Raw genomic sequence first — 17,057 nt, 5'->3', positions numbered from 1 at the left:
AGAGCACGTACTTCATTGTCCCATGCCGGGGGGAAAGCCACCCACGGGCGAATCGTCCAGACCGGCCGCGGGGGCCCTAGGACGAACCTCCAAGGGCGAGCGCCACGGTGAGCGCGGACGCCTCCGCGAACACCTCGCGCGCGGTCGCCCAGTCGTCCGGCCGCGTCTCGGCGTACCGGTCCCAGTGCCGTACGACCACGACGGTCTCCTCGACGCCGTCCCCGGACCACAGGCCCGGGTCGGACAGGACGTCGGCCAGCGCGTCCCAGTTGCGGCCGAACCAGTCCGGCAGCCGCAGGTCCCGGGCGCAGCGGTCCATCAGGCCCGCCTTGTCCGTGACCCCGTCGAGGTCCAGCGTGACCACGCGTGCCGTCATCTCAGTACCGCCCTGAACGAGTTGTAGTGATCATCGGTGTAGTAGACCTCGCCGCCCTGCCCGGTGACGATCCGCCGGGCCCCGCGGTCGCGCGAGCCCGGCGTGGGGACGGTGTACTCGTGGTAGTAGCCACGCCGGTGCGCGGGCAGCAGCCGCTCGAAGTTCCCGAAGACGGCGCCGTCCTTCTGGTACGGGAACGGGCCGCCTTGGTCGATGAGTTCGAGGGTCTGCCGGGCCTCGGCCGGGAGCTTCGACTCCTGGACGGTGGCCAGGCCGCCGCCCCGCGAGGGATCGTTGCCGGTGGCCGAACACCCCGTCAGGACCAGTAGACACAGAAGCATTCGGGAGACGAACCGCAGCAGCATGCGCTCGATGCTGCCACGGCCGTCCCCTCCTGACCCTCCGTCAGGGCCCGTCAGGGTCCGCCCTGTTCAGCGCCGGCTTCGGCGGTGTCCCCGCCGTCATCAGGTAGTCCGCGGCCGAAGTGTCCGTCACCAGGCTGGTGACGAGTCCGGACCGCAGCACCGCGTCGATCGCGGCCGCCTTGCGCTGCCCGCCCGCGATCGCGACGACCTCGGGGATACGGCGGAGCTGGTCGGCCTTGACGGTGATGCACCGCTCGCCCAGGTCCCGCCCGACCCTGCGGCCCTCGGCGTCGAAGAGGTGCGCGGACATCTCGGCGGCGACTCCGAGCGAGGCGTAGTGGCCGCGCTCCTCGTCGCTGAGCATGTCGTGCACCGTCGAGATGCCCGGCTCCCAGGAGCCGATGGAGACACAGGCGACCGTGACCTTGTCGAAGTACTCGTAGGCCCTGGCGATCCCGGGCTGGTTGCGCAGCGCGATCGCGGTGGCCGCGTCCGGCAGCAGCATCGGCGCGTAGATGGGGTGGGCGTCCCCGCCGGACACCTGGGCGGCCCGCCGTACCGCCTCCACCGAACCGCGCTCGGCGGTCCCGGCGTCGTACACGCCCGTCAACTGCACCACCGTGCACGGCGGGAGCCTGTCGAGGGCGGCCGCCATGTGGATGGTGGAGCGCCCCCAGGCCAGGCCCAGGATGTCGCCCTCGTCGACCAGTTCGCCGAGCAGGTCGGCGGCCACCTCTCCCAGGTTCTCCGGGTCGGGGGTCTCCTCGGCCTCGGCCGGGGACTCGACCACGACGGCGTGCCTGAGGCCGTAGCGGGCCCGGAGCGCGTCGGAGCGCTCCGCGTCCAGCTCGGCCGGCACGCGGATCTCGATGCGGACGAGATCCCGTTCGAGGGCGGTCTCCAGGACCCGGGCCACCTTGAAGCGGCTGACGCCGAACTCCTCCGCGATCTGGATCTTGGACTTGCCCTCCAGGTAGAAGCGGCGGGCCATGGCCGCCGCCTGCACCAGCTCAGCGGGTCCCATCCGCATGGCTGACCGGCCCGCCGACATACCCGACACGGCGTTCTCCTCACTGCTGTTCACACTCTGGATTCGCCGTTCATCCTTGCAGATCCGGCGCACTTGATCAGCCCTGATCGGAGCCGTTCACGTTCCTGACGCTCAGTGGTCGCACGCCCACGAAGCCTTCGCGGTCGCCCCCTCGGCTTGGTTGCGCAATGCACGTACCGCCTCGGCCGGGTCGGACGCCCCGTAGACCGCCGACCCGGCGACGAAGACGTCGGCGCCCGCGTCGGCGCAGCGCTCGATGGTGGACGCCGAGACGCCGCCGTCGACCTGGAGCCACAGCTCAAGACCATGCTTGCTGATCAACTCGCGGGTCCGGCGAATCTTGGGGAGCATGATGTCGAGGAAAGCCTGTCCCCCGAAACCGGGCTCGACCGTCATGATCAGCAGCATGTCGAGCTCGGGGAGCAGGTCCTCGTAAGGCTCGATCGGTGTCGCGGGCTTCAGCGCCATGGAGGCGCGGGCACCCTTGGCCCGGATCTCCCGGGCGAGCCGGACCGGAGCGGCGGCCGCCTCCACGTGGAAGGTGACGGAGGAGGCCCCCGCCTCTACGTACTGGGGCGCCCAGCGATCGGGGGCCTCGATCATCAGATGGCAGTCCAGCGGGGTGTCCGTCGCACGGGCCAGAGACTCTACGACCGGCACCCCGAGCGTGAGGTTCGGGACGAAATGGTTGTCCATGACGTCTACGTGGAGCCAGTCGGCTCCCTCGACCGCCTTCGCCTCGTCCGCGAGACGGGCGAAGTCGGCGGACAGGATGCTGGGATTGATCTGCGCGGCCATGCCCCAAGCCTCCCATGCCGGAGCGCGAACGGGCGCGCCGGTCCAGACCTAAGCCGTTCATCGGATGTTGTGGACGACCTGTGCGTGCCATGCTGGGCGGCTGATCGGCTCGACTGGTGGCGCCGGGGGTGGCCATGACCGGGAACAGGAGCATCGCGCACTACGTCTGCGGACGGCGTGCCAAGTGGGTGGTACTGGCGCTGTGGCTGGTGGTGCTGTTCCTGACGGCGCCCCTCGCCTCCAAGCTCACCGACGCCCAGGACAACGACGCGGCCTCCTGGCTGCCCGGCTCCGCGGAGTCGACCCAGGTCCTGCAGATCTCCGAGGACTTCAGGCCGGAGCAGATCCCCGCGGTCGTCGTCTACGCGCGCGACAGCGGCCTCACTCCGCAGGAACGCGCCGCGATCGCCAAGGACGCCGCCGAGATCAAGCAGCTCACGGCGCACGGCATCCGCGGCCCGGAGACCCGGGGGCCGATCTACGACCGGCAGGGCGACCCGCGCGCGGCCCAGATCCTCGTCCCGATCACCATGGACGAGAAGGGCTGGCAGGAGATCGCGCCCGCGGTCGACTCGATCCGTGACGTCGTCGGCAAGGGCGGCAACGGTCTCGCCGTGCACGTCACCGGCCCGGGCGGCACCTCCGCGGACTTCTCCAAGGCCTTCGAGGGCATCGACTCGACGCTGCTGCTGGCGGCGATGGGCGTCGTCGTGGTCATGCTGCTCATCACCTTCCGCAGCCCCACTCTGCTCTTCGTCCCTCTGCTCTCGGTGGTCGCCGCCCTGTTCACCGCGCAGGCCTTCATCTACCTGCTGGCGCGACACGCGGGCCTGACGGTCAACGGCCAGAGCGCGGGCATCCTCACCGTCCTCGTCTTCGGCGCGGGGACGGACTACGCCCTGCTGCTGGTCGCCCGCTACCGGGAGGAACTGCACAGCCACGAGGACCGCCACGAAGCGATGGCCCGAGCCCTGCACCGCGCGGGCCCGGCGGTGATCGCCTCCGGCGCGACCGTGATCCTCAGCATGCTGGTCCTGCTGGCCGCCGAGATGAACTCGACCCGGGGGCTCGGCCCCGTCGCCGCGATCGGTGTGGCGGTCGCCCTGCTGGCGATGATGACGCTGTTCCCGGCCCTGCTGGTGATCTGCGGCCGCTGGCTCTTCTGGCCGGCGACCCCGCGCTTCGGCTCCCCCAGCCGCACGGACTCCGGCGTCTGGGCCCGCACGGGCCGCCGTATCGCCCGGCGCCCGCGCTTTGTCTGGGCGGTCACGGCCCTGGTCCTCGGGGTCTGCTCGCTCGGCCTGATCCAGCTGCGCGCGGAGGGCATCAGCAACGCCGACGCGTTCACCGGGAAACCCGACTCGATCGTCGGCCAGGAGGTGTCCGCGAGGTACTTCCCGGCGGGCAGCGGCGACCCCCTGGTCGTCGTCAGCAACCAGGCCCAGGCACGGCAGGTCGGCGAGGCGGTCGCGGGCACACGCGGAGTCGTGCCCGAGTCCCTGGGTCTGCCACCGGGCACGAAACCGTCGTTCGAGGGCAAGGTCCTCTTCGAGGCGACGATGACCGCCCCGGCCGACAGCGATGCCGCGAAACAGACGGTGGAGCGGGTCCGGGACGCCGTCCACGCGGTCCCGGACGCCGACGCCCAGGTCGGCGGCGGTACGGCCGCCCTGCTGGACATGGACAGGGCGACCACGCACGACAATCTGCTGATCATCCCGCTGGTGCTCGCGGTCGTCCTGCTGATCCTGTGCGGCCTGCTGCGCGCCCTGATCGCCCCGCTGCTGCTGATCGGGACGGTGATCCTGTCCTTCACGGCGGCCCTGGGCATCAGCGCCCTGGCCTTCCGCCACCTCTTCGACTACGCGGGCGAGTCCACGGACTTCCCGCTGTTCGTGTTCGTCTTCCTGGTGGCGCTCGGCATCGACTACAACATCTTCCTGACCACCCGCATCCGCGAGGAGGCGGCCCGCGCGGGCACCCGTCCCGGCGTGGTCACCGGGCTCGCCGCGACCGGCGCGGTGATCACCTCCGCCGGCCTGGTCCTGGCCGGCACCTTCGCCGCCCTCGGCACCCTCCCGATGGTCGGCTTCGCGGAGATCGGCTTCGCGGTGGCGCTGGGTGTCCTGCTGGACACGTTCATCGTCCGGTCGGTCCTGGTCACAGCCCTGTTCCTGGACGTGGGCGCAAAGGTGTGGTGGCCTCACAGGCTTGCCAAGGAGGGGGATGAGTCGACCCACCCAGGGGCGCGGGGAACTGCGCGACCAGCCACGACGGCGCAGCGGACGAACGACTAGATCACCCTGTCCTGCGGATGATCGCCATGTACATGGCGTCGGTCCCATGCACATGCGGCCACAGCTGTACATCAGGCCCGTCCCCCAGCTCAGGCACCCCGGGGAACAACGGCCGCGCATCGACGAGCTCAGCCGTCGGCCACTGCTTCAACACGTCCTGCACCACCGCCCGGGTCTCCGCAAGGTGAGGAGAACAGGTCGCGTACCCCACCACCCCACCCACCCTGACGGAGTCCAGCGCGGTACTCAGCAACTCCCGCTGCAGCGGCCCGAACCCCTCCAGGTCCTCCGGCCGACGCCGCCACCGGGCCTCCGGCCGACGCCGCAGAGCGCCGAGCCCCGTGCACGGCACGTCCATCAGCACCCGGTCGAAACTCCCCGGCTGCCACGGCGGCCTGGTCCCGTCCGCGGCGATCACCTGATACGGCCCCGGGTTCCCGGCGAGCGCCTTGGCCACGAGCCCGGCCCGGTGCGGCTGCTTCTCGGAGGCGAGCAGCATCGCCCCGCGCTCGGCGGCGAGCGCGGCGAGCAGCGCGGCCTTGCCGCCCGGCCCCGCGCACCCGTCGAGCCACTTCTCGTCCCGTCCCTCGACAGGCGCGTTCGCGAGGGCCAGCGCGACGAGCTGACTGCCCTCGTCCTGCACTCCGGCCCGGCCTTCGCGTACGGCGTCGACGGCCCCGGGCTCGCCGCCCTCTGCCAGCCGTACGGCATACGGCGACCAGCGCCCCGGTACGGCGGACTCCTCGCGCAGCAGCTCCTCGGCGCTGGACCGCCCCGGCCGGGCGACGAGAGTCACCTCGGGCCGCTCGTTGTCGGCCTCCAGCAGCCGCTCGATACCGGCCCGCCCGCCGCCGAGGGAGTCCCACAGCGCGGAGACGACCCAGCGGGGGTGGGAGTGCACGACGGCGAGATGGTCCTCGGGATCGTCGTCGTAGGGCGGAGCGACCTTCGCGATCCATCCGTCGAGGTCGTCCTGCGCGATCTTCCGCAGTACGGCGTTGACGAACTTGGCCCGTCCGTCCCCGAGCACGACCCGGGCGAGCTCGACGGAGGCGGACACGGCGGCATGCGTCGGGATGCGCGTCCCGAGCAGCTGGTGCGCGCCGAGGCTCAGCACGTCCAGCACCGGCGGATCGACCTCACGGAGCGGCCGGTCGACGCACTCGGCGATGATCGCGTCGTACGTCCCCTGCCGCCGCAGCGTCCCGTACACGAGCTCGGTGGCGAGCGCCGCGTCCCGCGCCTCGAAACCGTCCTTCTCCCGCGCCTTCCGCAACAGCGGCGGCAGGACGAGGTTGGCGTACGCGTCCCGCTCGTCCACGGCCCGCAACGCCTCGAAGGCGAGGAAGCGGACGGGGTCCTTCTGGGGCCGACGGTAGGGCTTGCCGGGTTTGCGGGGCCGACGGGGCTGCTCGCTCACGAAAAAGGTGCTCCGGGTTCAAGGTCTGCTGACGCCCCCAAGAGTACGTCCGCCGGGGGGTGCGTCACCCTCCGAGGGGCGGGGCCGCAGCCACCCTGCCGGCCCCGTCACGCGCCGACGCTCTCCCCCTCCGAGATCCTGGCTCCCCGCGCCCAGTCCGCGGCCTTCATCGGCTTCTTCCCCTGTGCCTGCACCCACAGCAGTTCCACGCCGTACGAGCCGGTACCGACGTGGACGCTGTTCTTGCCGACGGCGAGCGCGCCGGGGGCGAGATCCGTGCGGTCGGGAACCGGCTGGACCTGGATGAGCTTGAGCCGCTCGCCGCGGAAGGTCGTCCAGGCGCCGGGCGAGGGGTGGCACCCCCGCACGACCCGGTCCACCCGCAGCGCGGGCGCGGCCCAGTCGACCCGGGCGTCCTCGACGGTGATCTTCGGGGCGACGGTGATGCCCTCGGTCGGCTGCGGTACGGCCTTCAGCGTGCCGTCCGCGATGCCGTCCATGGTCGCGGCGAGCAGCCCCGCCCCGGCGAAGGCCAGCCGGGTCAGCAGGTCACCGCTGGTGTCGGTGTGCCGGATCTCCTCGGTGACGGTGCCGTAGACGGGCCCGGAGTCCAGGCCCTCCTCGATGAGGAAGGTCGAGGCGCCCGTGATCTCGTCCCCCGCCATGATGGAGTGCTGCACTGGAGCGGCCCCACGCCAGGCCGGCAGCAGCGAGAAGTGCAGGTTGACCCAGCCGTGGGCGGGGATGTCGAGGGCGACTCGGGGCAGCAGGGCGCCGTAGGCGACGACGGGACAGCAGTCCGGGGCGATCTCGCGGAGCCGCTCGAGGAAGTCCGGGTCCCGCGGCTTGACCGGCTTCAGCACCTCGATCCCCGCCTCCTCGGCCCGCTCCGCGACCGGGCTCGCGACCAGCCTGCGTCCCCGCCCGGCCGGTGCGTCCGGCCGCGTGACGACGGCGGCGACCTCATGCCGTCCGGAGGCGATGAGAGCGTCCAGGGCGGGAACGGCGACCTCGGGGGTACCGGCGAAGACGAGCTTCATGGGTGGGCAGGGCCTCTCGGACGGGTGACTCGCACGGGTGACGACGGGCGACACACAAGTCTATGGCGAGCTCCGACAGCCGCACGGCCGGAGCGGGACCCCACGGGCGAGGCCCGTGTTCCCGATCAAGGCGCGAACCCCCGACCCCCGGCGCACGCATATGCCGGTACGCCCCCTCTGCGTGACCAGCGGAGCGTAAACGCGTTGGTCAAGAAAGAGTTGACCACAACGGGCCGCGATCGCGGCCCCATCCTTTTCAACGCCGGTTCGAGAGGCTTGTTCATGGCCGACCACGCAACCCACGACGCCCAGGCTCGGGCCAGCCTGCACTTGCTGGTGCGGGACATCGAGCGGGTCCGCCGGCAGGTGGACGCACTGCGCACCCTGACCGCCCAGTTGGGCAACGTCTACCGCCCGCGCCGCTCCGGTCCCTCCACGGGCTTCGTCGTCTACGGACGCGCCCCCGCCCCCACGGTCCGTCTCGCACAGGAACTGCGGGACAGCGTCGAGACCCTGGTGACGGCCGCGGTCGACTTCGACCGCTCGCTCGGCTTCTCGTGGGACGCGGTGGGCTCCGCCCTCGGCGTCACCAAGCAGGCGGTCCACCGCCGTTACGGCGCCCGCCGCGCCGCGGCCCAGGCGACGGCCGACGCCGAGCGCGCCGCGGAGCCGTCGGGAAGCCGCACGGTCAGCGTCAACACCGGTATCCCCACGGTGCCGTCGGTTCCCACGGTCCCCGCGGCCCGCTCCATGCCGACCCAGCCCACCGCGGGCAGCCCCGCCCTGCGCGAGGAGGCAAGGCCCACCGCCCTCCCCGGCCCCCGCAACGGCTGACCCGTCTCCCTTCTCTGCCCTCCCACCTCACGACCGGGAGGGCAGACGCATGTCCGGGCCCACCTGGCGTACGGCCGTTCCGCGATCGGTCGTACGCCGGTCCCGAGACCGGTCAGACTCCCCTCCAGCGACCGTCGCAGATCGCCGGGGCCGTGTGGACCCCAGTCCCCCCTCGGCCGGGATGGTCCGACGCCCCCGCCCGCACCACCCTCCGCGCCCCCGCTCCCACTCCCAACGTCACCCGATGTCAGGGGGATCGATCCGCACCCATACCGCTCCCTCGCCCCCGCTCCCTCCGCCCCGAGCCATCCGCGAAGCCTGCGCGGCCTTGAGCGAAGCCGCCAGCGCGGCCCCCCGCCCCGGCGGAACCCTCACCAGCACCCGCTCCCACTGCTCCCCGACCGGCGGTGCCCCCACCCTCCGAGGTCCCGCCGCCCCCGTCACCGGCAAGGGCACGGGCCCCAGCAGTTCGGCCTCTTCGGGCAGTTCCGCGGCCGTCAGGAACTCGGCGAGCGCCTCCCCCGTCCCCGACACCGCGGCCATCCGCGACACCGGCGGAAAGCCCAACTCGGCTCGCTCCCCCAGCTCCCGCACCGCATGTCCCACGGGGTCCCAGCGCACCAACGCCTGCACGGGCCGGAGCGTTGGCTCGGCGACCACCACCACGGTGCCCCCGGCCTCCTGCGCCCGCACCAGCGCCGACGCCGCGATCCACCGCCGCAGCGCGTCCTCCCCGGCCCGCAGATCGGGTCGCCCGAGCATGGCCCAGCCGTCCAGCAACAGCGCCGCCGCGTACCCGCCCTCGGCGACCGGCTCCGCACCCGGCGTACTCACGACCAGCGCCGGTGCACCCGGCACGGTGTCCAGCACATGCTCACGCCCCGACGTCCGCACCGGAACGGCCGGAAACGCCCGCCCCAGCTCCTCCGCGGTGCGCCGGGCCCCCACCACCTGCGCCCGCAACCGGAACCCCCCGCACTCCGGACAGTGCCAGGAGCTCTCCTCGCGCCCGCACCACCCGCACCGCAGCGCCGCCGCGGACTCCTGCCCCTCCAGCGGTCCGGCACAGTGCCGGCACCTCGCGGGCTCCCGGCAGTTGGCGCAGGCCATCCGCGGCACGTACCCCCGCCGCGGCACCTGCACGAGCACCGGCCCGTGCCGCAGGCCCTCCCTGACGGCCTGCCAGGCGAGCGTGGGCAGCCGAGCCGCCCGCGCCGCCTCGTCCCGCGCGAGATCCTGGTCGCCGACGGTCCGCACCAGCGGGGCGACGGCCCGCACCTGCTCCCGCGAGGCCACGAGCGGCCGGGCCCACCCGCTCTCCACGAGCTGCGCCGCCTCGACTGTGCAGCTCCAACTCCCCAGCAGAAAACCGCACTTGTCCTGCGCGGCCCGCAGCAGCAACACCTCGCGCGCATGCGGCTGCGGGGCGTGCGGCTCGCTGTGGCTGTCGTCGCCGTCGTCCCACAGAGCGACGAGTCCCAGGTCCCGCACCGGGGCGAACATGGCGGCCCGCGTCCCGACCACGGCCCGCACCGCGCCCCGCCGCACGGCCAGCCACTCCCGATACCGCTTCTCGGGCCCGGCGTCGGCGGTCAGGACCGCGTGCCGTCCCTCGCCCAGCACCGAGGTCAGCGCGGCGTCGACGCGCGCGACAGCCCTCCCGTCCGGCACGACGACCAGCGCGCCCCGACCCGAGGCCAAGGTCGCGGCAACGGCCCTCGCCAGCTCCTCACTCCACTCCGGCCCGGGCAGGGCGTTCCACACCGCGCGCGGCGCGCCCCCCGAGGCCAGTGAGTCCAGAAACGCGCCTCCACGCTCGTACCGCCCCCAGGACCCCGCCTCCGGCGCGGCGGGCGGCGGCAACGGCTCGGGCGAAGGCCGCTGTTCGGCCCGGGCGCTGCGAGGCGGCACGGCGAGCTGCAGCACGTCGGCGAGGCTGCCCGCGTACCGGTCGGCGACGGCCCGCGCGAGCCCCAGAAGCTCCTCGCCGAGCACCGGCTCGGGCGAGACAACCTGGGCGAGTGCCGCCAGCGGCCCGGAGTAGTCCGACTCCGCGAGCCGCTCGACGAGAAACCCGTCGATCAGCCCCCCGCCCTCACGCCGCCCTTCCCGGACCCGCCCCCGCCCGGCCCCGAAGCGCACCCGCACCCGCACCCCCGGCTGCGCGTCCGCGTCCAGCTCCTCGGGCACGGCGTAGTCGAAGTACCGGTCGAGATGCAGCACCCCTTTGTCGACCAGCACCCGCGCGACCGGGAGCTCCTTGGCCAGCGCGGCCCCCCGCCACGTCCGCGGCTTGGCACGCGGCACCTTGGCGTTCCGCACACTCTCCCGAATGAGCGCAAGCTGCTCGGGCTGCGCTCCCTCGGCGCCACCGTCGACCGACCCGTTCTCGCTGCTCACGCTTGCATTCTTACCAAACCCCACTGACAACCGACGCGCCCGAACCCGAAGGGAGGGGCCAGTGACCCGCGAGGTCCGGCACCCCAGGACGCCGCGAGGCCCGGCATCCCAGAGGGACACCGGGCCTCGCGGCAAGCCGCAGGGGGCTTACGGACCTACAGGCCCGCGGCCTTGCGCAGCGCCTCCACGCGGTCCGTCTTCTCCCACGTGAACTCCGGCAGCTCCCGGCCGAAGTGGCCGTACGCCGCCGTCAGGGAGTAGATCGGGCGCAGCAGGTCGAGGTCGCGGATGATCGCGGCCGGACGGAGGTCGAAGACCTCGTCGATCGCCTTCTCGATCTTGTCCGTGTCGACCTTCTCGGTGCCGAAGGTCTCGACGAACAGACCCACGGGCTCGGCCTTGCCGATGGCGTAGGCCACCTGGACCTCGCAGCGCGAGGCAAGCCCGGCCGCCACGACGTTCTTGGCGACCCAGCGCATCGCGTACGCCGCCGAGCGGTCCACCTTCGACGGGTCCTTGCCCGAGAAGGCACCGCCACCGTGACGGGCCATGCCGCCGTAGGTGTCGATGATGATCTTGCGGCCGGTCAGGCCCGCGTCACCCATCGGGCCGCCGATCTCGAACCGGCCGGTGGGGTTGACCAGGAGACGGTAGCTGTCCGTGTCCAGCTTGATGCCCTCGTCCAGGAGCGCCTTGAGCTCCGGCTCCACCACGAACTCGCGGATGTCGGGGGCCAGCAGGGAGTCCAGGTCGATGTCCGACGCGTGCTGCGAGGAGACGACGACCGTGTCGAGGCGGACGGCCTTGTCACCGTCGTACTCGATGGTGACCTGCGTCTTGCCGTCCGGGCGCAGGTAGGGGATGGTGCCGTTCTTGCGGACCTCGGACAGGCGCTTGGCCAGACGGTGCGCCAGGAAGATCGGCAGCGGCATCAGCGTCGGGGTCTCGTCCGTCGCGTAGCCGAACATCAGGCCCTGGTCGCCCGCGCCCTGGCGGTCCAGCTCGTCCTCGTCGCCCTCGACCCGGTTCTCGTACGCCGTGTCGACACCCTGGGCGATGTCCGGGGACTGCGCGCCGATCGACACCGAGACACCACAGGAGGCGCCGTCGAAGCCCTTCTTGGAGGAGTCGTAACCGATCTCCAGGATCTTGTCGCGCACCAGCTGGGCGATCGGCGCGTAGGTCTTGGTCGTGACCTCACCGGCCACATGCACCAGACCGGTGGTGATCAGGGTCTCGACCGCGACCCGGGAAGCCGGGTCCTCCTTGAGGAGCGCGTCGAGGATGGTGTCACTGATCTGGTCAGCGATCTTGTCGGGGTGGCCCTCGGTCACAGACTCCGAGGTGAACAGACGACGGGACACAACGCTCCCTGGGGTTGCAGCGGCTGCTGGCTGATCATTGGCGGACGGGCTCGGGGGCTGCGCCCGGCATCGTCCGAGAACAGTTTATCGGTCGCCCTCGGCCACCGGCCCCCCTGTCTCGCCCATCGGGAGTGCCGTGACCTGCGGCACGGGCATTGTGCCCAATTCCGAGCGGACTTGGCCAGAGGCGCCACACCTCTGCGACAGAGGTACGTGAGGGCCGAGAAGCGGATGAAGCGTTCAGTGCAGGCGGCTCACCACCAGGTCCCAGACCGTTTCGGCCAGGAACTCCTTCGGGCCGTGCGGCACCGGGGTCTCACTGCCGTCGGCGCCCAGCACCACCGCCTCGTTCTCCTCCGACCCGAAGGTCTTGCGCTCGCCCACCTCGTTGACGACGAGGAGGTCGCAGCCCTTGCGCTCCAGCTTCGTACGGCCGTTGGCCAGCACGTCGTCGGTCTCGGCGGCGAACCCGACGATCACCTGGCCGGGGCGGGCGCGCTCGGCCGAGATCTCGGCGAGGATGTCCGGATTCCGCACCAGGACGATGGGCTCGGGGTCCTGGCCGTCCTTCTTCTTGATCTTTCCGGCCGCGTACGTCTGGGGCCGGAAGTCCGCGACCGCCGCCGCCATGACGACGGCGTCGGCGTCGGCGGCCGCCTTCAGGACCGCTTCGCGCAGTTGTACGGCCGTCCCCACCGGGACCACGTCCACCCCGGCCGGATCCGGCATGCCGGTGTTCGCCGCGATCAGCGTGACCCGGGCGCCGCGCGCGGCCGCGGTGCGCGCCAGGGCGTACCCCTGCTTGCCGGAAGAGCGGTTGCCGAGGAAGCGGACCGGGTCGAGGGGCTCGCGGGTGCCGCCGGCGCTGACGACGACGTGCCGGCCCTGGAGGTCGGGCTCGGTGGCACCGCGGGCCAGCACACGGCGGCAGACCTCGAAGATCTCGGCGGGGTCCGGCAGCCGGCCCTTGCCGGTGTCGACGCCGGTCAGTCGGCCGACGGCCGGTTCGATCACGAGGGCGCCGCGGCGCCGCAGTGTCGCCACGTTCTCCTGGGTGGCCGGGTGCTCCCACATCTCGGTGTGCATGGCGGGCGCGAAGACGATGGGGCAGCGGGCCGTGAGGAGCGTGTTGGTGAGGAGGTCGTCCGCCAGGCCGTGTGCCGCCTTGGCGAGCATGTCGGCCGTGGCGGGGGCCACCACGACGAGGTCGGCGTGCTGCCCGATGCGGACGTGCGGGACCTCGTGGACGTCGTCCCAGACCTCGGTCGAGACCGGCTTGCCGGACAGCGCGGACCAGGTGGCGGCGCCCACGAAGTGCAGCGCGGAGGCGGTGGGGACGACGCGGACGTCGTGGCCGGACTCCGTGAGCCTTCTCAGCAGCTCGCAGGCCTTGTACGCGGCGATGCCGCCGCTGACCCCCAGCACGACCTTCGGCTTGTCCACCGTCTCTCCCCGGCTCGGCAACGTACGCGGGCGGCGTACGGGTCCATCACACACCACAGGCCCGGCAGTCGCGCTGCCGGGCCTGTGGATAAGTCAGCGAAAAGCTGAAAGTACTACTACTGCGCCGGGCCCTCGACGGCCTCGGACGTCAGCAGACCCGCGTTGATCTCACGCAGGGCGATCGAGAGCGGCTTCTCGTGGACGTGGGTGTCCACCAGCGGACCGACGTACTCCAGCAGGCCCTCGCCGAGCTGCGAGTAGTACGCGTTGATCTGGCGGGCCCGCTTGGCCGCGTAGATCACGAGGCTGTACTTCGAGTCAGTGGCCTCGAGGAGCTCGTCGATCGGCGGGTTGATGATGCCCTCGGGCGCGGAGATGGAAGAGGACACGCTCTACCTTCCGATGGATGGGAAAGAATCAGTGCGGATGATCAAGCCTCGATGAGCAGGCACGATCACACAACATCCATCAAGGCTAGCAGCTCGCGCGCCACGTCCTCGACGGAGGTGTTGACCAAGGTCACATCGAACTCGGGTTCAGCCGCCAGTTCGATCTTCGCCGCGTCCAGGCGGCGCTCGATCACCTCGGGCGGCTCGGTGCCCCGTCCGGTGAGTCTGCGCACGAGCTCCTCCCAGGAGGGAGGAGCCAGGAACACGAGCTGGGCGTCCGCCATGGACTCACGGACCTGCCGGGCACCCTGGAGGTCGATCTCCAGGAGGACGGGCTCGCCCGCCTCCAGCCGCTCCAGTACGGCCGCACGTGGCGTGCCGTAGCGGTTGCCGGCGAACTCCGCCCACTCCAGCAGCTCGCCGTTGGCGATCAGCTTGTCCATCTCCTCGTCGGTGACGAAGAAGTAGTGGACGCCGTGCTTCTCGCCGGGGCGGGGCCTTCGGGTCGTCGCCGACACCGAGAGCCAGACCTCGGGGTGTTCCTTGCGCATATGGGCGACGACCGTGCTCTTGCCGACCCCTGAGGGGCCGGAGAGCACGGTCAGCCGCGGACGTACGTCCGGGGGCTCGGGGGTCGTCCCCCGGAATGTTGCAGCCATGCAGCGATTATTCCAGCAATCCCGGAGTGCCCGGGACTCCCCTTCCCGGAGTGACCCGGTTCAGGAACCGGTGCTGCCGAACTCACGCTCCAGCGAAGCGATCTGGTTGGAGCCGAGGCCGCGTACACGACGGCTCTCGGAGATGCCGAGTCGCTCCATGATCTGCTTGGCGCGGACCTTGCCCACGCCCGGCAGGGACTCGAGCAGGGCGGAGACCTTCATCTTGCCGATGACGTCGTTCTCCTGGCCCTGCTTGATGACCTCATGGAGAGAGGCGCCGGAGTGCTTGAGTCGATTCTTGACCTCGGCCCGCTCCCGGCGAGCCGCGGCGGCCTTTTCGAGCGCGGCTGCGCGCTGTTCAGGGGTAAGGGGCGGAAGAGCCACGCCTACGTCACCTCGGATGTCGAACTGTCGGATACGGACCGGTGAGGAACCTAGTCGCCCCACACCTGGTGAGCCACGAGCAACACGCTTGCCCGTTGACTCTGCGTCGGAGACTAGCGGGCAAGTCCGCCAGAGTCAGCGAGAACAGCGGAAAAGTCCTGGTCAGCCTGCGCCAGGCCGGACATTCCTGACATAATGCCCCGGATTTGAGGATGTATTCAGAGTCAAGCGGGCCTCGAACCCCTCGTCGGAGGACTCGAACGAGGGGTTCGAACATCGTCATGCGCTCGGCAGAGCCGACCGGATCTCGTCCGCGAACCGCTCGGCGGAGTCGCGCAGCGCACCGGCGTCGGGGCCGTGCCGCAGCACTCCCCGGCTGACGTTCGGGACCACATTGCGGATCGCCGCCCCGAAGACCCGGGGAAGATCGGCCGGGGTGGCCCCCTGTGCGCCGACGCCGGGCGCCAGGAGCGGACCGTTGATGTCGAGGTCGTAGGTCGACAGATCGCCAAGCGTGGCCCCGACGACGGCGCCGAAGGACCCCAGGGGCTCCTCTCCGGTGTTCTCGGCGACCAGATGGGCCAGCATGGTCGCGCCGACGTTCCGGCCGTCCGCGCGGACCGCGTGCTGGACCTCGCCGCCCTCCGGGTTGGAGGTCAGGGCCAGCACGAACAGACCCGCACCGCTCTCGCGCGCCAGCGCGATGGCCGGCGAGAGCGAGCCGTAGCCGAGGTACGGCGACACGGTCAGCGCGTCCGAGAACAGCGGGGAGTCCTTGCGCAGGAAGGCCTCGGCGTACGCGGCCATGGTCGAGCCGATGTCACCCCGCTTGGCGTCCATGAGGACCAGCGCACCGGCCGCGCGGGCCTCCTGGACGGTCTTCTCCAGGACGGCGACGCCGCGCGAGCCGAAGCGCTCGAAGAACGCGCTCTGGGGCTTGAACACGGCGACCCGGTCGCACAGCGCCTCGACGACCGTGCGACTGAACCGCTCCAGGCCGGAGACGTCGTCGGCCAGGCCCCACTCGGTGAGGAGTGAGGCGTGCGGGTCGATCCCCACGCACAGCGGGCCGCGCTCGTCCATGACGTGGCGCAGTCGGGCGCCGAAGGGCTCGGTCATACGGTGATGTTCCTCACGTCGGCGCCGACCGCGTCGGCGAGGGTGGCGTACGGGCTCGTGCGCAGGCGCGCGGCGAGGCCCTTGTGGATGGCGCGGGCCCAGAAGGGCCCCTCGTAGACGAAGGCGCTGTAGCCCTGGACCAGCGTGGCACCCGCCAGGATGCGCTGCCAGGCGTCCTCGGCGTTCTCGACGCCCCCGACGCCCACCAGGGTGATCCGGTCGCCCACGCGCGCGTACAGACGCCTGAGGACCTCCAGGGAGCGCTCCTTGAGGGGCGCTCCGGAGAGACCGCCGGTCTCCTCCACCAGGGCGGGTCCGGACGTCAGACCGAGTCCCTCGCGCGCGATGGTGGTGTTGGTGGCGATGATGCCGTCCAGGCCGAGCTCGACGGCCAGGTCGGCGACCGCGTCGACGTCCTCGTCGGCCAGGTCGGGCGCGATCTTCACCAGGAGCGGGACCCGGCGGTTCGCGACGATCCGGTCGGCGGCCTCGCGGACGGCGGTCAGCAGCGGCCGCAGCGCCTCGGTGGCCTGAAGGTTGCGCAGGCCGGGTGTGTTGGGCGAGGACACGTTGACGACGAGATAGTCGGCGAAGGGAGCGAGCCGCTCCGCGGACTTCACGTAGTCGCCGATCGCCTCGGTCTCGTGGACGAGTTTGGTCTTGCCGATGTTGACGCCCACGACGGTCTTGAAGACCGGCTCACGGGACGCCAGACGGGCCGCGACGGCCAGTGAGCCCTCGTTGTTGAAGCCCATGCGGTTGATGAGCGCCCGGTCCGGCACGAGGCGGAAGAGCCGCTTCCTGGGGTTGCCCGGCTGGGCCTCCCCCGTCACCGTGCCGATCTCGATGTGGTCGAAGCCCAGCATCGCCATGCCGTCGATCGCGACCGCGTTCTTGTCGAAGCCCGCGGCGAGGCCGAAGGGGCCGTGCATGCGCAGCCCGAAGGCCTCGGTGCGCAGCTCCTTGTGGCGGGGCGCGAGGGCGGCCGCGACGAAGGTGCGCAGCACGGGGACGCGGACGGCGAGCCGGATCCAGCGGAAGGCGAGGTGGTGGGCCTTCTCGGGGTCCATGCGCTGGAAGACGAGATTGAAGAAGATCTTGTACATGGTGTCCTCATG

16 protein-coding genes are annotated in these 17,057 nt (G+C 71.6%); 2 read left to right on the top strand and 14 right to left on the bottom strand.

The genetic code is table 11. The annotated features are described in order from the left end of the window. Positions 1–76: 76 nt before the first annotated feature. From RKD20_RS36460 to rpe, 4 genes are all read right to left on the bottom strand, one after another. The gene (locus tag RKD20_RS36460; protein WP_424881409.1) at positions 77–376 is read right to left on the bottom strand and encodes a barstar family protein; all 300 of its coding nucleotides are present in this window, start codon (positions 374–376) and stop codon (positions 77–79) included. Continuing rightward, the gene (locus RKD20_RS36455; RefSeq protein WP_424881408.1) at positions 373–741 is read right to left on the bottom strand and encodes a ribonuclease domain-containing protein; all 369 of its coding nucleotides are present in this window, start codon (positions 739–741) and stop codon (positions 373–375) included. The genes RKD20_RS36460 and RKD20_RS36455 overlap by 4 nt, the downstream gene beginning before the upstream one ends. A 40-nt stretch (positions 742–781) precedes the next feature. Beyond that, positions 782–1,825, bottom strand: coding sequence for a sugar-binding transcriptional regulator (locus RKD20_RS36450; protein ID WP_020117433.1), 1,044 nt, complete (start codon positions 1,823–1,825; stop codon positions 782–784). A 78-nt stretch (positions 1,826–1,903) separates the two neighbouring features. Next, the gene (gene rpe / locus RKD20_RS36445) at positions 1,904–2,590 is read right to left on the bottom strand and encodes a ribulose-phosphate 3-epimerase (protein WP_007380668.1); all 687 of its coding nucleotides are present in this window, start codon (positions 2,588–2,590) and stop codon (positions 1,904–1,906) included. Positions 2,591–2,724: 134 nt separating this feature from the next. Between rpe and RKD20_RS36440 the strand changes: the two genes are divergently transcribed. Continuing rightward, entirely contained in the window at positions 2,725–4,887 is a 2,163-nt protein-coding gene (locus RKD20_RS36440) for an MMPL family transporter (RefSeq protein WP_424881407.1), read from the top strand. A 1-nt stretch (position 4,888) separates the two neighbouring features. On the opposite strand, the gene RKD20_RS36435 is transcribed toward RKD20_RS36440, so the two are convergent. Further along, the gene (locus RKD20_RS36435; protein WP_424881406.1) at positions 4,889–6,307 is read right to left on the bottom strand and encodes an RsmB/NOP family class I SAM-dependent RNA methyltransferase; all 1,419 of its coding nucleotides are present in this window, start codon (positions 6,305–6,307) and stop codon (positions 4,889–4,891) included. Between the two features lie 107 nt (positions 6,308–6,414). Beyond that, a complete protein-coding gene (gene fmt / locus RKD20_RS36430; protein WP_424881405.1) occupies positions 6,415–7,347 on the bottom strand; it encodes a methionyl-tRNA formyltransferase in 933 nt (310 codons plus the stop codon). A gap of 282 nt (positions 7,348–7,629) precedes the next feature. Here fmt and RKD20_RS36425 point away from each other — a divergent pair, with 282 nt between their 5' ends. Continuing rightward, positions 7,630–8,181 (top strand): hypothetical protein, encoded by a 552-nt coding sequence (locus RKD20_RS36425; protein ID WP_424881404.1) that lies wholly within the window; start codon positions 7,630–7,632, stop codon positions 8,179–8,181. A gap of 237 nt (positions 8,182–8,418) precedes the next feature. Here RKD20_RS36425 and RKD20_RS36420 read toward each other — a convergent pair whose 3' ends face one another. From RKD20_RS36420 to RKD20_RS36385, 8 genes are all read right to left on the bottom strand, one after another. After that, positions 8,419–10,581 (bottom strand): primosomal protein N', encoded by a 2,163-nt coding sequence (locus tag RKD20_RS36420; RefSeq protein WP_424881403.1) that lies wholly within the window; start codon positions 10,579–10,581, stop codon positions 8,419–8,421. Between the two features lie 155 nt (positions 10,582–10,736). Then, positions 10,737–11,945, bottom strand: a complete 1,209-nt coding sequence (gene metK, locus RKD20_RS36415) for a methionine adenosyltransferase (RefSeq protein ID WP_424881402.1) — start codon at positions 11,943–11,945, stop codon at positions 10,737–10,739. A gap of 240 nt (positions 11,946–12,185) precedes the next feature. Beyond that, a complete protein-coding gene (coaBC, locus tag RKD20_RS36410) occupies positions 12,186–13,388 on the bottom strand; it encodes a bifunctional phosphopantothenoylcysteine decarboxylase/phosphopantothenate--cysteine ligase CoaBC (RefSeq protein WP_424881401.1) in 1,203 nt (400 codons plus the stop codon). A 116-nt stretch (positions 13,389–13,504) separates the two neighbouring features. After that, positions 13,505–13,777 carry a DNA-directed RNA polymerase subunit omega gene (rpoZ, locus tag RKD20_RS36405; RefSeq protein ID WP_003988945.1) on the bottom strand — a complete coding sequence of 91 codons (273 nt, stop codon included), beginning with the start codon at positions 13,775–13,777 and terminating at the stop codon, positions 13,505–13,507. Between the two features lie 65 nt (positions 13,778–13,842). Further along, the gene (gene gmk / locus RKD20_RS36400) at positions 13,843–14,436 is read right to left on the bottom strand and encodes a guanylate kinase (protein ID WP_351992403.1); all 594 of its coding nucleotides are present in this window, start codon (positions 14,434–14,436) and stop codon (positions 13,843–13,845) included. A gap of 60 nt (positions 14,437–14,496) precedes the next feature. Further along, the gene (locus RKD20_RS36395) at positions 14,497–14,820 is read right to left on the bottom strand and encodes an integration host factor (RefSeq protein WP_003977346.1); all 324 of its coding nucleotides are present in this window, start codon (positions 14,818–14,820) and stop codon (positions 14,497–14,499) included. A 279-nt stretch (positions 14,821–15,099) separates the two neighbouring features. Further along, positions 15,100–15,939 carry an orotidine-5'-phosphate decarboxylase gene (gene pyrF / locus RKD20_RS36390; RefSeq protein ID WP_424881400.1) on the bottom strand — a complete coding sequence of 280 codons (840 nt, stop codon included), beginning with the start codon at positions 15,937–15,939 and terminating at the stop codon, positions 15,100–15,102. Continuing rightward, a complete protein-coding gene (locus RKD20_RS36385; RefSeq protein WP_424881399.1) occupies positions 15,936–17,045 on the bottom strand; it encodes a quinone-dependent dihydroorotate dehydrogenase in 1,110 nt (369 codons plus the stop codon). The genes pyrF and RKD20_RS36385 overlap by 4 nt, the downstream gene beginning before the upstream one ends. Between the last annotated feature and the right edge of the window lie 12 nt (positions 17,046–17,057).

The sequence above is a fragment of the Streptomyces sp. SLBN-8D4 genome (assembly GCF_049739545.1).
Classification (GTDB): Bacteria; Actinomycetota; Actinomycetes; order Streptomycetales; family Streptomycetaceae; genus Streptomyces; species Streptomyces canus_C.
This window is presented reverse-complemented; position numbering and strand designations above follow the sequence as displayed.

Bases quoted from the DNA above. Each gene is read 5' to 3' on its own strand.
- RKD20_RS36460 (WP_424881409.1), bottom strand. From the start codon at position 376: ATGACGGCACGCGTGGTCACGCTGGACCTCGACGGGGTCACGGACAAG.
- RKD20_RS36455 (WP_424881408.1), bottom strand. From the start codon at position 741: ATGCTGCTGCGGTTCGTCTCCCGAATGCTTCTGTGTCTACTGGTCCTG.
- rpe (WP_007380668.1), bottom strand. From the start codon at position 2,590: ATGGCCGCGCAGATCAATCCCAGCATCCTGTCCGCCGACTTCGCCCGT.
- RKD20_RS36440 (WP_424881407.1), top strand. From the start codon at position 2,725: ATGACCGGGAACAGGAGCATCGCGCACTACGTCTGCGGACGGCGTGCC.
- fmt (WP_424881405.1), bottom strand. From the start codon at position 7,347: ATGAAGCTCGTCTTCGCCGGTACCCCCGAGGTCGCCGTTCCCGCCCTG.
- RKD20_RS36425 (WP_424881404.1), top strand. From the start codon at position 7,630: ATGGCCGACCACGCAACCCACGACGCCCAGGCTCGGGCCAGCCTGCAC.
- gmk (WP_351992403.1), bottom strand. From the start codon at position 14,436: ATGGCTGCAACATTCCGGGGGACGACCCCCGAGCCCCCGGACGTACGT.
- pyrF (WP_424881400.1), bottom strand. From the start codon at position 15,939: ATGACCGAGCCCTTCGGCGCCCGACTGCGCCACGTCATGGACGAGCGC.
- RKD20_RS36385 (WP_424881399.1), bottom strand. From the start codon at position 17,045: ATGTACAAGATCTTCTTCAATCTCGTCTTCCAGCGCATGGACCCCGAG.